The 14,078-nt window shown below is 67.8% G+C and carries 10 protein-coding genes; 7 read left to right on the top strand and 3 right to left on the bottom strand.

All coding sequences use genetic code 11. The features are described 5' to 3' along the window. The gene (locus tag JNB61_RS16945; RefSeq protein ID WP_220291325.1) at nt 1–1,239 is read right to left on the bottom strand and encodes an MFS transporter; all 1,239 of its coding nucleotides are present in this window, start codon (nt 1,237–1,239) and stop codon (nt 1–3) included. A gap of 116 nt (nt 1,240–1,355) precedes the next feature. Between JNB61_RS16945 and JNB61_RS16940 the strand changes: the two genes are divergently transcribed. The 6 genes from JNB61_RS16940 (at nt 1,356) to JNB61_RS16915 (ending at nt 7,867) form a co-directional block, all read left to right on the top strand. Continuing rightward, complete coding sequence (locus JNB61_RS16940; RefSeq protein WP_220340400.1) at nt 1,356–1,835, top strand: MarR family winged helix-turn-helix transcriptional regulator; 480 nt, start codon at nt 1,356–1,358, stop codon at nt 1,833–1,835. 312 nt (nt 1,836–2,147) lie between these two features. Next, nucleotides 2,148–3,470, top strand: coding sequence for an extracellular solute-binding protein (locus JNB61_RS16935; RefSeq protein WP_223214924.1), 1,323 nt, complete (start codon nt 2,148–2,150; stop codon nt 3,468–3,470). 179 nt (nt 3,471–3,649) lie between these two features. Continuing rightward, nucleotides 3,650–4,501, top strand: a complete 852-nt coding sequence (locus JNB61_RS16930; RefSeq protein ID WP_220340441.1) for a carbohydrate ABC transporter permease — start codon at nt 3,650–3,652, stop codon at nt 4,499–4,501. Next, a complete protein-coding gene (locus JNB61_RS16925) occupies nt 4,498–5,334 on the top strand; it encodes a carbohydrate ABC transporter permease (RefSeq protein ID WP_220291322.1) in 837 nt (278 codons plus the stop codon). The genes JNB61_RS16930 and JNB61_RS16925 overlap by 4 nt, the downstream gene beginning before the upstream one ends. A gap of 25 nt (nt 5,335–5,359) precedes the next feature. Further along, on the top strand, nt 5,360–6,772 hold the full coding sequence (locus JNB61_RS16920; protein WP_220340399.1) for a right-handed parallel beta-helix repeat-containing protein: 1,413 nt from the start codon (nt 5,360–5,362) through the stop codon (nt 6,770–6,772). Between the two features lie 33 nt (nt 6,773–6,805). Beyond that, nucleotides 6,806–7,867 (top strand): LacI family DNA-binding transcriptional regulator, encoded by a 1,062-nt coding sequence (locus JNB61_RS16915; RefSeq protein ID WP_222855518.1) that lies wholly within the window; start codon nt 6,806–6,808, stop codon nt 7,865–7,867. A gap of 169 nt (nt 7,868–8,036) precedes the next feature. Here the strand turns inward: JNB61_RS16915 and JNB61_RS20400 are convergent, their stop codons facing one another. Both JNB61_RS20400 and JNB61_RS16905 read right to left on the bottom strand, forming a co-directional pair. After that, nucleotides 8,037–11,549: a GH32 C-terminal domain-containing protein gene (locus JNB61_RS20400; RefSeq protein ID WP_275952230.1), complete on the bottom strand. Its 3,513-nt coding sequence runs from the start codon at nt 11,547–11,549 to the stop codon at nt 8,037–8,039. A 165-nt stretch (nt 11,550–11,714) separates the two neighbouring features. After that, nucleotides 11,715–12,782 (bottom strand): LacI family DNA-binding transcriptional regulator, encoded by a 1,068-nt coding sequence (locus JNB61_RS16905; RefSeq protein WP_223214923.1) that lies wholly within the window; start codon nt 12,780–12,782, stop codon nt 11,715–11,717. A 115-nt stretch (nt 12,783–12,897) separates the two neighbouring features. Between JNB61_RS16905 and JNB61_RS16900 the strand changes: the two genes are divergently transcribed. Then, nucleotides 12,898–14,010 (top strand): substrate-binding domain-containing protein, encoded by a 1,113-nt coding sequence (locus JNB61_RS16900; RefSeq protein WP_374226648.1) that lies wholly within the window; start codon nt 12,898–12,900, stop codon nt 14,008–14,010. Nucleotides 14,011–14,078 lie beyond the last annotated feature (68 nt).

The raw sequence follows: 14,078 nt of genomic DNA, 5'->3' as shown, positions 1-14,078 counted from the left end.
TCACCGGGTGGGGGCGTCGGCAGTCGCCTTCCGAGGCGCGCTCGGCGCGTTCGACGAGTTCGTCGCGGTTACGGCGGCTGCGGCATCCGTCCTCGTGTTGCGGGCGGCCGCGGCGGCGATGATCATGACGACGAGGGCGGCGAGGGTGATGACCGCGCCGATCCAGATCGGGGAGGTGTAGCCGAGACCCGCGGCGATGCCGACGCCGCCTGCCCAGGCGCCGATGGCGTTGCCGACGTTGAACGCACCGATGTTGGCGCCCGAGGCGAGGGTGGGGGCTTGGCCGGCGTAGATCATGATGCGGCTCTGCAGGCCGGGTACGGTGCCGAAGCCGAATCCGCCCATCAGGAACAGGGCGATGACGGTGGCGACCTGGGATCCCGCGGACAGCGCGAACAGGGCGAGGATCACCACGAGCGCCGCGATGAAGCCGATCAGGGTAGCGTCGATGGAGCGGTCGGCGAGCTTGCCGCCGAGCCAGTTGCCCACCACGAGACCGGCGCCGAACAGCACGAGCAACCACGGCACGGCGGTGGTGGGGAACCCGGAGACCTCGGTGAGCGTGTAGGCGATGTAGGTGAAGGCGCCGAACATGCCGCCGTAGGCGAGAACGGTCACGAGGAGCGAGAGCCAGACCTGGCCGGAGCGGAACGCCCGAAGTTCGCCGCGGAGGCTGATCCGCTCTTCCGGGCTGTGAAGGGTCGGTACGAGGGCGGCGATGCCGATGAACGCCAGGACGCCGATGGCGGCGATCGCCCAGAACGTCGACCGCCACCCCAGCTGCTGACCGAGGAACGTTCCGAACGGCACGCCCAGGACGTTGGCCGCGGTGAGGCCGGTGAACATGATCGCGATCGCGCCGGCCTTCTTGTCGGGGGCCACCAGGCTCGCGGCGACGACAGAGCCGATGCCGAAGAACGCGCCGTGACACAGTGCCGCGAGGATGCGCCCGATCATCGCCAGGCTGTAGTCCTCGGCGATGGCGGTGAGCACGTTGCCCACGATGAACAGCACGATCAATCCCAGCAGGACGGGCTTACGGGGCAGCTGAGTGGTCGCCGCTGTGAGCACCAGGGCCCCGACGACCACCGCGAGGGCGTAGCCGGAGATCAGCCATCCGGCGGCGGCCTCTGAGACGCCGAAATCGGCGGCGACCTCGGGCAGCAGCCCCATGATGACGAACTCGGTCAACCCGATGCCGAAAGCGCCGATAGCCAGCGCCACGAGACCCAAAGGCATGACAATCTCCTCGTGAGACGATAAAGTAGTTGCAAGCGCGGGATAATGCACAAGCAAGGAAGATCATTGCACACGCAAACAACCCGCGCAAGCAACTATCTATTCAGGAGTGTCACATGGGCATCGGCGACGACGCTGTTGAGGTGCGCGCGCAAGGGTGGCGTACGCTCGCGGCGCTGCACGGACTGATCGAGTCGGAGCTCGAGCGCGGCCTCGCCGCGGTCGAACTCTCCGTGGTGGAGTTCACGGTCCTGGACGCGCTCAGCCGGCAGGACGGCTGGCACATGCGGATGCAGCAGCTCGCACGTGCCGCCGCGCTCAGCCCCAGCGCCACCACGCGCCTGGTCACCCGCCTCGAAGACAGGGGGCTGCTCACGCGCATCCTGTGCGCCGACGACCGCCGCGGCATCTACACCGAGCTCACCCCCAGCGGGCGCGCGCTCTATGACCGTGCGCTGCCTGTGCATGACGAGGCTCTCGAGCGTGCGCTCGCTGACGCGGCCGACCGGCCGGAGCTCGCTCCGGTCGTGGATGCGCTGCATGGCGTCGCGCTGCCATCGCCCGCACTGGCAGGCGCACGCACCGAAACGCCCTGAGCGAGCCCGCCGTGCGATAGACCGCTCGCGCGACTGCTTCCGCGTTGCCGGCGGTCCGCGCAGCCTCCAGGCTTCACTTCCGCGGCGAACCATCGGGATCCCTCGCACCGGATTCCGCGCGAGTCGTCTGCGATCTGCGTACTCAGGGGTTGTCGGACCGGTTCGCTCTGGTCGTCAGGGGCGATAAGTGATTCTTGACTCCCTTCGTGAGGATCGCTATCGTCGTGCCAAGACGTTTTGGCAAATCGTATTGGCACAGCGTCCCGACCGGAGTCTGCACCCTCCTGTACATCAATGAATGGAGTCGAAGTGATGAAGCTTCGCATGCCGGCGGACGCACGTCTCAGCCGGGGACTGGTTGCCGCGGCAGCCGTGACCACCGCCGCCATCGCTCTGAGCGGTTGCGGCGCCGGAGGCGGTGGCGCCGAACCCGCGGCTGACACCGGTGCGCTCACCGTCGTGGTCGAGGGTGGCGGGAAGGCTGAACTGCAGCCGATCGCCGATCTGTACAAGGAGGAGACGGGGACCGAGGTGACTCTCGTGGAGCTTCCGTATGCGGGGCTCTACGACCGCATCTCGTCTGAACTCCAGGCAGGAAAGCCCTCCTTCGACATCGCCGCGCTCGACGCGATCTGGCTTCCCGCCTTCGCGCCGGGGCTGGCGCCGCTGGACGACCTGTTCACCGACGACGTCGAGTCCGACCTGTTCGGCGGCCTGGTGAGCGAGTCGCAGGTGGATGGCACGTTCGTCGGAATGCCGGTCTGGACGAACTCCGAGATCCTCTTCTACCGAACGGACCTCTTCGAGGACCCGAAGAACATGGCCGACTTCGAGGCGAAGTACGGCTATCCCTTGACCGCGCCCACCACGTGGGAGCAGTACCGCGATATCGCGGAGTTCTTCACCCGCGATACCGACGGCGACGGTGCGATCGATCTGTACGGCACTGATGTGAAGGGTGCCGTCGAGACGGAGTGGCTGGCCACCGTGTCGCAGGCCGGTGAAGAGGACATGGTGCTCGACACCGACAGCGGCGAGGTGACGATCGACGACGCCGCGCACAAGGAAGCGCTCGACTACTACGTCAGCCTGCTCCCGTACGCTCCGTCCGGCGCCGCGCAGCTGGACTGGGCGGGGGCGCAGAACCTCTTCTACCAGGGCAAGCTCGCGATGATGCGATTCTGGGGCCACGCCTATCGGCAGACGCCGGAGGATTCGGCCGTGAAGGATGCCATCGGTGTCGCCCCGATGATCGGCGGCCCCGGTGGGGTGGCGGGAGTGCCCGGCGCGTGGTACCTGTCCGTCCCGGCGTCGGGAGCCAAGCAGGACGAGGCGAAGGACTTCATCGCGTTCGCGTACGAGCACAACGACCTCGCTGCCGATACCTCGTTGGGTCTGGTCGCCCGCAAGACCGCGTTCGAGAGCAAGCAAGGCGAAGCCGGATTCGAGAACTATCCCGCGTTGGTGTCGACGCTGGAGTCGTCGCAGTCGCTGCCTCGGCCCGCGACCCCGCAGTGGCAGGAGATCGTCGACTCCGTGCTCGTGCCGATGATCCAGAAGGCCGTCGAGCCGGGAGCTGACACCGCGCAGCTCCTGTCGGACGCCAAGTCCCAGATCGAGTCGATCGTCCAGTAGACGATCCATCCAAAAGGCATTCCGTGGAGACTCTCGCTCCTTCAACCCGCGGTGGGGCGGCCCAGACCGTCCCGCCGCGGGCTCCCCACCTCGGCTCACCCGCGCACCAGGGCTCACATCCGCACCCGCGCAAGCACCGCAGCAAGGACAGCGGCGACCGCCGATTCGCGCTCCTGCTCATGGCGCCGGCCGCCCTGTTCCTCGCCGGGTTCGTGCTGTGGCCCCTCGTCCGGTTCATCTACGACAGCTTCTTCGAGATCTCACCGTTCGCCGGTGCGCCGCGGACGTTCGTCGGCTTCGCCAACTATGCGACCGCCTTCGCCTCGGATGCCTTCCAGTCCGCATCCGTCCGCACGATCGTGTACACCGTCTTCGTGGTGAGTGCCGAGTTCGTCCTCGGTCTCGCGGTGGCGCTGCTGTTCACCGCCCTCGGCCGACGCTCGGCCGCTTTCCGCACCGTGTTCATGTACCCGCTGATGATCGCACCGGTGGTGGCGGGCCTGCTGTGGCGATTCCTCCTCATCGACAACTTCGGCATCGTCAACCAGTTGCTCTACGAGGCGCACATCCTGTCCAGCCCCGACCAGATCCAGTGGCTGAGCAACCCCGACATCGCGCTGTTCTCGGTTGCGCTGCCGGATATCTGGCTGACGACCTCGTTCATCACGCTCGTCCTGTTCGCCGGTCTGCAGAACGTCCCCGGCGACGTGATCGAAGCCGCCCGAATCGACGGCGCCCGATACCCGCGGATCCTGTTCAGCATCATCATCCCGCTGCTGCGACCCGTGATCGCGGTCGCACTCATCGTGCGCGGCATCGACGCGGCCCGAGCATTCGACATCATCCTCATCCAGACGGACGGCGGCCCTCAGGGCAGCACCACGACGCTGAGCCTTCTCATCTACCGCACGATGACCCGATTCGGGGATCCGGGATTGGCCAGCGCCATGGGAACGGTGTATCTCATCGTCATGCTGGCCGTGGCCATCGTCGCGATCCTGCTGATCTGGCGTCCAGGGAGCAGACGATGAATCCTCTTGAGACCCGCGGCAAGAGCCGCATCCTCCTGTGGGTCCTGCTCGCCGCCGCCATCATCATGTACGGGTTCCCGTTCCTCTACCTGCTGCTGACGTCGTTCAAGCCCCCATTGGACGCGATCGCCGTCCCGCCATCGGTGTGGCCCGAGACGTGGACGCTCGACAACTACGTATCCGCACTCACCCGCGAGGGCGTGCCGGCGGCGCTCATCAACAGCGTCGTCACCGCGGTCACCTCGACCGTGCTGTCGCTGGTGCTCGCCGTGCCCGCCGCATACGCGATCACTCGGTTTCGCACCCCCAGCGGACGCGTCTTCATCGTCGCGGCGCTGGTCACCCGAATGGTGCCGACCATCGCCGTGGGGGCGCCTCTCATCGAGGTGATGCGCAACCTCGGATTGACCGACACCTCTTTCGGGCTCGCCCTCGCGCACACCACGATCTCGCTTCCCCTCTCCATCTGGCTCATGGCGAGCTTCTTCGAGGCCGTCCCGGACGAGTTGAGCGAAGCGGCCGAGGTCGACGGCTGCAACCGGCTCCAGGCGATGTGGCGTGTCGTGCTGCCCGTGGTGTCGGGCGGCCTCGCGGTGACCGCGATCTTCGCGTTCCTCGCGTCGTGGAACGAGTTCCTCTTCGCGCTCCTGCTCACCTCTGTCAGGGCCCAGACGACCCCGGTGGTGATCGCCAACTTCCAGAGCCAGTTCGGCCTGGACTGGGGAGGGATGACGGCGCTGGCCGCGGTGTACTCGATCCCCGTCATCCTGCTCACGCTCTTCCTCCAGCGGCAGATCGTCGCCGGCCTCACCCTCGGCGCGGTCAAGGGCTGAGAAGCCGGGACACGATTGGACATCAATGTCGAGTGACAACACTTACGACGTGACGGCGTGGCCTCACGGCGACGCCCACCAGGACATCGGAGAGGTGATCAACAGCATCATCGCGGACGTCAAGGCCCGCCAAGCAGCGCCCGACATCGGGGACGGGGGAAAGCCGGGCGCCGTGATCCACATCCCGCCGGGGGACTACCGACTTCGCACCCAGGTGCTGATCGACGTCAGCTTCCTGCGGATCGAAGGCGCGGGGCACGGCTTCAGCTCGTCCAGCATCCGGTTCAACGTCCCGGAAGACGAATGGCCCGGGTTGCACGAGCTGTGGCCCGGAGGCAGCCGCATCCTCGTCGACATCGCTGCCGGAGGCGCGCAGGACGAATCCGCCGGCGCCGCATTCCTGGTGGCACGCAGCGGCAGCCCGAGAATCAGCTCTGTCGAGTTCTCAGGCTTCTGCATCGACGGGCTGCACTTCGTCGGCGACCAGCCGGGGGAGAACCCGGAGAACTCGTACGCCAACGGGAAGACGGGCATTCATGTCAGGGATGCCAACGACTCATTCCGGATCACGGGCATGGGGTTCGTCTACCTCGAGCGCGCGATGACGATCCACAAAGCGGACGCGCTCTCGATTCACGACAACTTCATCGCGGAATGCGGTTCGTGCATCGAACTGCGCAGCTGGGGTCAGGCGTCGAAGATCACCGACAACCTCATCGGAGCCGGCCCGCACGGCCACTCGATCTACGCCGAGAACCACGGTGGGCTTCTGATCACCGCGAACAACGTGTTTCCGCGCGGCGCGAGCAGCGTGCACCTTCACGGTGTCACCCGGTCGAGCGTGACCAACAACCGCCTTCACTCGTTCTACCCGGGGATGATGGTTCTCGCCGCGAACAGCTCGGAGAATCTGGTGGGCTCGAATCACTTCCTCCGCGATCACGAGCCCTGGACGCCCTTCCTCGCGGTGGACAACGGACTGGACGACGTCTTCGGGCTGCTGGCCATCGCCGGCAGCAACAACTCGATCATCGGCAATCATTTCTCCGAGGTCATCGACTCCGAGAGCGTCCGGCCGTCAGGTGCCACCCCTGTGATCATCCGGCTGGTAGCCGGCAGCGGCAACTACATCGCGAGCAACCACGTGGTGGGGTTGGACGTCGCGACCTCAGCGAGCGACTCGTGCTTCGAAGCGCAGGTCGACGCCCTGCTCGCGACCCACGCCTCGCGAAGTCTCGCCGTCACCGCGGTCCTGGTCGATCCCACAGCCAGCGGAAACATCATCCTCGATTCGGGTCGCGATGGCGAGGTCGTCATCGATCGCGCGGCGAACGCCTTCCGGCCGACCCCATCGATCGGATCCGGCGGGCACGCCGAGCACACCCCGCTGCCTGCCGGCGTGGTGGCGCTGGGGGACCGCCGCGCGGACCGTCGTTGACCGAAAAGGTGGTACGAACGTGAGGGGACAACGATGACGGAGAGCCGAGTGACAGAGAAGACCGCTGGCATCCGGGACGTCGCGGCACACGCGGGCGTCTCACAGACCACCGTTTCTCACGTGCTCAACGCCACACCGCATACGCGGGTCAGCGAAGACACCGCAGCGCGCGTCCGCGCTGCCGCTGAGGAACTGGGCTATCGGCCGAACCGCCTCGCTCGCGGGTTGCGAACGCAGGCGTCGGACATGATCGGCCTGGTCACCGAGGAGATCGCCACCACGCCCCACGCCGGCCGGATCATCCTCGGCGCCCAGGAAGAGGCGAGTCGGCGAAACCTCACCCTCGCCATCATCAACTCCGTACTGAATCCGGAGCCAGAGGTCGACGCGGCCCAGATCCAGGCCTTCCTCGATCGGCAAGTCGACGGCATCATCTACGCCACGGTGTATCACGACGTGATCGTCGCTCCGGAGAATCTGCGGTCCCGGCCCGCAGCGCTGATCGGTGCACGCGACTCCGCGGGGGCGATACCTGCAGTGCTGCCCGACGAACGTGCGGGTGCCGCCGCGGTCGTGGAGATGCTCGCGCGTGCGGGGCATCGGCGGATCGCATTCGCCGCGAGCGCCGAGGACGTCCCCGCCACGCGAGGACGCCTCCTCGGTTATCTCGACGGGATGCAGGCGGCAGGTCTGCCGAGCGATGACCTCGTTGCAGCGGGCACCGCGGACGCGCGCGGCGGATACCGCGCCAGCCTGGAGCTGCTCGACCGCTTTCCCACGGCGGTGTTCTGCTACAACGACCGAATGGCAGTCGGCGCGTACCGGGCGGCAGGCGAGCGGGGACTCGTCATCCCCGCCGACCTCTCGATCGTCGGCTTCGACGATCAGGCGCCGATACCCGACAGCTTGTTTCCGACGCTCACCACAGTCTCGCTCCCGCACTACGAAATGGGGGCCTGGGCGGTTTCCAAGCTCGCCGATCTCATTCACGGCAAAGACGAGGAGACGCTGCTCGCCGAGCATCCGACCGTGTTGGCCTGTCCCGTGGTGGAGCGCGAGTCGGTCGCCCCACCGCGCCTGGGCTCACCCGAGTAGTCGGCCGCCCGCACACGTCTCTGCCACTCCCGTCGAGTGGCGACATCGACCGACGGCATCGTCGCACCACGTGGAGGGGTTCGCATCGCGCCCCGCAGACTCCGCTTTCGAGCCCCTCCACCTCCACGGGCGGCACGCCGCACGAGTGCGACGTGCCTCCCGTCGGCGGCTACTTCTTCACGGTGACCGTCATCGGGGCGCTGGATGTCGCCCCCGCCGCATTGATGAACTCCACACGGTACGTGTGCTTCCCGATGGCCGCACCCTCGACAGTGGTCGTCGCGGACTGCGGGCCCGGCGTCGCCGCGACGAGGCTGCCCTCGGCGATCATCGTGCTCGCTTCGTAGAACCGGTACGACGTCGCGTTGGTGCCCCACCACATGTTCGCGGTGAGCGTGAATCGGCCGTCGCCGTCGGTGTTGTCGTGCGAGAGCACCGGTTTTCCCGGAGTGGCCTGGGTGACCTTGACGGTCACCGAGGTCGTCGCGGTGACGCCCTTCGTGTTCACCAGCTCACCCGTGTACACGTAGACGCCGTTCTGCTTCCCGGTGATCGGCACCTTCGCCTGCTGCGCCGCGGTGCCCCCGTAGGCGAGCGGCACCGTCGCGACCAGCGCTCCGTTCTCGAACAGCCGGAAGGTGGAGCCGTTCTCTCCGCGGTATAAGTTCATCGTGACGTTGTAGTCACCGTCCGCGAGTCCGGTGTCCCAGCCGTTGTCGTGCGACAGGGTGCCTCGACTGGGCACGGCGGTGGCCCCGTCCGGGACCATCAGCGGCGCAGACCACGCCGAGCGCTCGCTCTCGCCCGCTGCGTTCACCGCGGTCGCGGCGAATCGCACGGTGGATCCCGGGGTGAGGCCCGTGACCGTGTGGGCAGTCGTCGCCGACGTGGCGATCTGACCCTGAAGGCCCTCCTGGTAGAGGCGGTACTCCGTCACGGGCGCACCGCCGTCGTCGGTCGGAGCCATCCATGAGACCTCGACTCCTGCACCGCCGGCAGTGGCGACGATGGATGTCGGGGCCCCTGGCGCCACGACGGGCTCCGGTTCCTGCCACATCGTGGGCGCGATGGGCGTGACGGTGATCCGCTCGATCGTCGCCTCGCCTCCCTCCGACCACGCAGTGATGGCGTCGGCGCCCGCGTCGGGGAACACCTGGTCCGTGATCGCCAGCGGCCCGTCGGCGGCGAACAGCTCCACCGAGGCACGGTCCAGGTACGCCTCGAAGGCGACGGTGCCGTCGGCTCCGAGCGCGAGAGGGGCGTCCTCGATCGACGCGAACGCCGGGTGGAACGCGATGTTGCCCGAGTCGCGCCGGTCGATGAACACGCGCCCGGCCTCGGTGTCGTACCCGATGAGCGTGCCCGAGTCCTCGTCGCCGAAGACGCGCACGCCCGCCCGCTCGGCGTCGCCGGGACGGAGCACGACCTCCAGCTTGACGACCTCGCCCGCGAGGCCGAGATCGGTGTCGCCGTCCACGGCGACCGATGTGAGCGACTCCGCCCGCGTGGTCTGGAGCTGGCCGGCCACTTGCGGCACGACGCGCTGCGAGAGGCGCGGTCCCGCCGCCGTCGAGACGAGCGTCACCTCGCGCGGGAGCGTCATGGAGCTGCGCCACGTGCTGGTCGGGATGTCATTGGCGTAGTCCCAGTTGTTCATCCAGCCCTGCATGACCCGCGATCCGGGCGGCGTGCCGAAGTACGACACGGCCGCGTAGTAGTCGCGACCCCAGTCGAGCCAGTCATAGCTCTCCATCCGCGTCGGGGCGGCGGCATCCGCCATCATCACCTGATCGAGCAGGATGTGACCCCAGCCGAAGCGGTTGTTGTCGATCACGCGGATCGACGCCTCACGCCCCTCGAACTCCTTGACGTTCCAGCTCGCCCAGTCCAGGGTCTCGCTGTCTGCGCCGGTCGCTGTGCGCACGATCTCGCCGTCGACGACGAGATTGACGGATGTCTCGTCCGAGCGCGGCTTCGCGGGTGCATCGCCCACCACCACGTGGTCGAAGGTGAGATGGCCCCACCCGCCGGTGGCTTCGTCGCGGATGCGCAGCTGTGCGTCCTGTCCGCGGTACTCCGCGACATCCCAGGAACGCCAGTTCAGCTGTCCGGCCTCGGGGCCGGTCTGGGTACGCACCACGGCGCCGCCGACCACGAGCTCGGCCTGAAGCGAGCCGTCGGTGCGCTTGCCGCCGCCGATGAGGAACGAGACGTAGTCGCCGTCGAGAGCGAAGGCCGGCGAGGTGTAGGTGCCGACGTTGTCGTCTCCGCGCGGACCTCCCTCCCACGTGTTCAGGCGCTTGGCGCCGAGGTAGTAGTCGCCGCCGGCGGTGGACGGGTTACGCGACGGCTCGGTCGCGAAGTCGCCGGTGATCTCCCACCCGGCGTCGGCGAGCACCTGTCCGTCGGCCAGCTCGAAGTCGAACACGGTGGTGCCGGCGGGCGGCTCGTTGGTCAGCTGCGCGCCGGAGACGTGCGGATGCCGCCCCCCGCCGACGAGGAAGTTGATGTAGTCGCTCTGGACGGTGAACGCGGGTGATTCCAACGTGCCCACCGGCCAGTCGCCGTCGTTGAACCCGTTGACGAGTCCTGCGCCGATGTAGCCGGCCACCGGGTTCTGTCCCGGCAGCGTCCCCGTGGCCGGCGCGGGCCCCCACGGCCCTTCCCTCCAGTTGCCGGGCTCGTTCGCGACCGTCCAGCCGTTGTAGGTGCCGTCGTCGAAACCCGCGAACACCTCGCCTGCGGGCAGGGCCTGCGGGCCTTCGCTGGTCTCGCTGGTGAACGTGACGCCGTCGAAGTCGCCGACGAAGTACTGTCCGCCACTGCCCCCGGCGACCGCGCCGGGATTGAGGTTCACCACCATCACCCAACGGGTGTCGTCGGGGTTGCCGTCCACCGGCAGCTCGAACAGGTCGGGGCACTCCCAGATGCCACCGGTCGAGTTCGCGGGGCCGAAGTCGGAGAGGTGCTCCCAGGTCTTGAGGTCGTGGCTCTTGTACAGCACCACCTTGCGGTCGAGCGCCTCGACGGCGGTCATCACCCAGTAGCTGCCGGCAGGGCCGTCGTACCAGAACACCTTGGGGTCTCGGAAGTTCGCCGAATCCCTATCGAGGACAGGATTGCCGGCGTACTTCGTCCAGGTGTATCCGCCGTCGATGCTGTACGCCAGCGATTGCGCCTGCTTCCCGGCGCGAGTGGGATGGGCCGGCTCGTATGCGCTGGTGTAGATCGCCACGAGCGGCGCTCGCGTCCCGTCGCCGAAGCCGGAGGTGTTGTCTTCGTCGACGACCACGGAGCCGGAGAAGATGCTCTCGATCGGACGGCCCTCGTCGTCGAAGGTCTGCGGGATCGCCAGGGGCTGCTCCTCCCAGTGCAGCAGATCGTCCGACGTCGCATGGCCCCAGCTCATGTTGCCCCAGCGGGTGCCGTGCGGGTTGTGCTGGAAGTAGAGGTGGTACGTGCCGTCGACGTACACCATCCCGTTCGGGTCGTTCATCCAGTTCTGCTCGGGCGTGAAGTGCACGGCGGGGCGATACGGCTCATCCCCGACCGCGATCTCCTCCGCGCCGGCGGGCGGCGGGGCCGCGAGCCCGGCCGCGATCATCCCCGCCGCGAGTCCCGCCGCTGCGACGGCTCGCGCACGGGCAGCTCGGGGTGCCCGCGCCGCGCCAGGCAGTGACATCCATCGTGTTCGCACCATCGGTCGTTCGCCCTCCTTGGCGATCATCGGGTCTGATCGACCCGTCTGACATCGATGTCAGATCATCAGGGCGAGATGTTATGGCTTGTCCGCTGGACAACGCAACGACGTGATCCGCCACGTCGCCGCCTCCGCTGAACCGCCCGGCTACGCGTTCGAGGTGTCGGGCAGCCGCGACGGCGGGGGGATCTCTCCGCTTCCGCGAGGAATGAAGCTCGTCGGCACGATGTGGTGGTGGGGCGGCGAGGCGTCGCCTTCCAGCCGATCGAAGATGCGCTCGACGGCGATGCGCCCGATCTCCTGCGGATCCTGAGCGATAACGGTGATGCCCGGGTCGAGGAGATCTGCCAGCGGCACATCGTCGAAGCCGACCAGCGCGACGGAGTGCTCCAGTGCGGCATCGCGCAGCGCATGGATCGCGCCGATGGTGATGAGGTTCTGGGCGCTGAGCACAGCGGTCGGCGGTTGATCCGACTCGAGCAGCGCTCTCAGCGCCTGATGGGCGGCCTCGGCATCGCGCAGTCCGGCGACGACCGGGGTCTGTGCGCTGGGGATCCCGGCATCCCTCGTGGCGTCCAGGAATCCTCGCTCGCGCTCGGCCGCGGTGGGAATCTCGCGGCGGTCGGCGAGCAGGGCGATTCGGCGGTGGCCGTGGGAGATGAGCCATTCGGTCCCCGCCCGCGCAGCGGCACGGTTGTCGCTGGTGACGGAGTCCGCCTCCGTGTCAGCGGGCTCACGGTCGACGTAGACGACAGGGATGCCGCGATCCTGCAGCAGTGCGACGTAGTTCTGCCGGCGCCCCGCCGTGGTCAGGATCAGGCCGTCGACCCGGCGCTGCAGGAACGCGGTCACCGCACGCTCCTCTCGGTCGGCGTCATCATCGAGGCTGGAAGCGAAGACGGCCACCCCGCGCTCCGTCGCGGCATCCTCGACCGCGCGGTGGATCGCGCCGGCGAACGGGTTGTCGACGCTGCTGATGAGCAGGCCGAGAGTGCGCGTGCGCCCGTCGGTGCGTCGGAGGCTCCCGGCCTGGAGGTCGACGTGGTAATCCAGCGCGCGGACCGCGTCCCACACGCGCTGGGCCGTCCCGGGGGCGACATTCGGCTCGTCGTTGACGACCCTGGAGACCGTCTTGGTGCCGACGCCCGCCAGCGCGGCGACCTGCTTCATCGTGGCGCGCGGCTTCTGCCCACGTGCCGGGTTGGCGATTGACATCGGTGTCACAGTCCCATCACGAAATTGAAGATTCCAGTTGACCCTAGCCGAGTGCTGCGCTACAAACGTGTCTGACATCGTTGTCAGTCCGGCAACGTCGGCCGAGAGGAACTCAATGAAGAACCACATGCACAAGGGACGCACCGCCCTGTTCGCAGCGCTCACCATGTCAGCGGCTGCGGCGCTCACGCTCACCGGCTGCGCCGGCACCAGCGGCGCAACTCCGACCGAGGGCGGCTCCGAAGAGATCGGCGTCTCGCTCATCGTCAAGACGAACTCGAACCCGTTCTTCATCGCGATGCAGGACGGCGCGAAGGCCGCAGCGGAGGAGAACGGCGTCAATCTCACCGTTGCCGCGGGCAAGGAGGACGGTGACGAAGACACTCAGATCCAGGCGATCGAGGCCGCCATCTCGAAGGGCGACGCCGGCATCCTCATCACCCCCAACGGCCCCGCGGTCCTGGACGCCGTCGAGAAGGCGCGCGACGCCGGCCTGTTCGTGATCGCGCTGGACACGGTGCCCGACCCGGCGGACGCCGTGGACATCACGTTCGCGACCGACAACTTCCTCGCGGGCCAGTACATCGGTCAGTGGACGGCAGCGACGCTCGCCGGCGGGGAAGCGGTGATCGGCCTCATCGACCTGTTCGACGACAAGGCCGTGACTGTCGACTACAACCGCGACCAGGGCTTCCTCGACGGCATGGGCATCGAGCTGAATGACGACAAGGTGAACGGCGACGAGGAGCCGACCGGTACGTACACCGGCGGCGACGGCGGTGACTACACGATCGTCGGCAACGAGGCCTCGCAGGGCGCCGAGGACGGCGGTCGCACGGCGATGGAGAACCTCCTCGCGAAGAACCCCGACATCAACGTCGTCTACACGATCAACGAGCCCGCCGCCTACGGCGCCTACCAGGCGCTCGAGGCAGCCGGCAAGACGAAGGACGACGTGCTCATCGTCTCCGTCGACGGCGGCTGCGCCGGTGTCGGCCAGGTCGCCGACGGCATCATCGACGCGACGAGCCAGCAGTACCCGGTGAAGATGGCCGAGCTCGGCGTCGAGGCGATCGTCAAGCTCGTCGAGACCGGCGAAGCCCCGGAGACCAGCGATGGTCTCGACTTCTTCAACACGGGCGTGGCGCTCGTCACCGACCAGCCCGCCGAGGGCGTCGACTCGATCGACACCACCGAGGCCGCAGAGATCTGCTGGGGCACCGAGTAATCCGATCCATGACGGATGCTGCGACCGTCACGCCCGCGGCGGTCGCAGCATCCTTCCCACCCCCACGG

Source organism: Microbacterium ureisolvens, from assembly GCF_019511645.1.
Lineage (GTDB): Bacteria > Actinomycetota > Actinomycetes > Actinomycetales > Microbacteriaceae > Microbacterium > Microbacterium ureisolvens_A.
This window is presented reverse-complemented; position numbering and strand designations above follow the sequence as displayed.